This window comes from Parasegetibacter sp. NRK P23 (assembly GCF_023721715.1).
GTDB lineage: Bacteria > Bacteroidota > Bacteroidia > Chitinophagales > Chitinophagaceae > Parasegetibacter.
Genome location: NZ_JAMDLG010000013.1, coordinates 1 through 647, shown reverse-complemented (window position 1 = coordinate 647; position 647 = coordinate 1). Strand labels below are relative to the sequence as shown.

1 protein-coding gene and 1 pseudogene are annotated in these 647 nt (G+C 45.1%); one reads left to right on the top strand and one right to left on the bottom strand.

What is annotated here, in order from left to right:
• Window positions 1-88: 88 nt before the first annotated feature.
• Window positions 89-397, top strand: a pseudogene (locus tag M4J38_RS17515) (transposase); the annotation flags it as partial.
• A 55-nt stretch (window positions 398-452) separates the two neighbouring features.
• On the opposite strand, the gene M4J38_RS19855 reads toward M4J38_RS17515, so the two are convergent.
• On the bottom strand, window positions 453-569 hold the full coding sequence (locus M4J38_RS19855) for a SymE family type I addiction module toxin (protein WP_374662964.1): 117 nt from the start codon (window positions 567-569) through the stop codon (window positions 453-455).
• Window positions 570-647: the final 78 nt, after the last annotated feature.

Below are 647 nucleotides of genomic sequence, written 5' to 3'. Positions count from 1 at the left end.
TGAAGCGCGGACGGTAGTGGATAAAGCGGTCGAAAATCAAATCAATCCTCTAATTTTGAACTGACCGGAAAAAGGGGCCGCTGACAGTATAGATTTTAAATACATACAGCCCGGCAAGCCTGCGCAAAATGGTTATATTGAAAGATTTAACCGCACCTACCGGCAAAAAGTGTTGGATGCGTACTTGTTCGACAGTCTTAATGAAGTCAGAGAAGTGACGGCGAATTTTATCAATGACTATAACAATCACCGGCCACATGATGCGCTGGGCGGCTTGCCCCCTGTGCTTTACCGGAAAAATAAGGAGGGGGTCGGCGGCCCGCTTCCTGAGGGGCTTCGTTCCGCTTCGGCTACGCCTTCGCTTCACTACGCCCCTCAGGAAAACATAATACTATGAAATTTGTCTACTTTTAAAGCGTACTCAAAAAGGGAAGCCTTCATGTTGGGCGAGATTAAGCGTCAAGTATATAAATTGTCAACTTATTATCCTCTGGTGCTACAATAATCTTTTTCCCTGTTCTAAAACCAGCCTTCTCAAGCCATTTACCAGAAAGTCTAATTCGAGCCACAAACGTGCAATTGTCAGCGGCCCCTTTTTCCGGTCAGTTCAAAATTAGAGGATTGATTTGATTTTCGACCGCTTTATC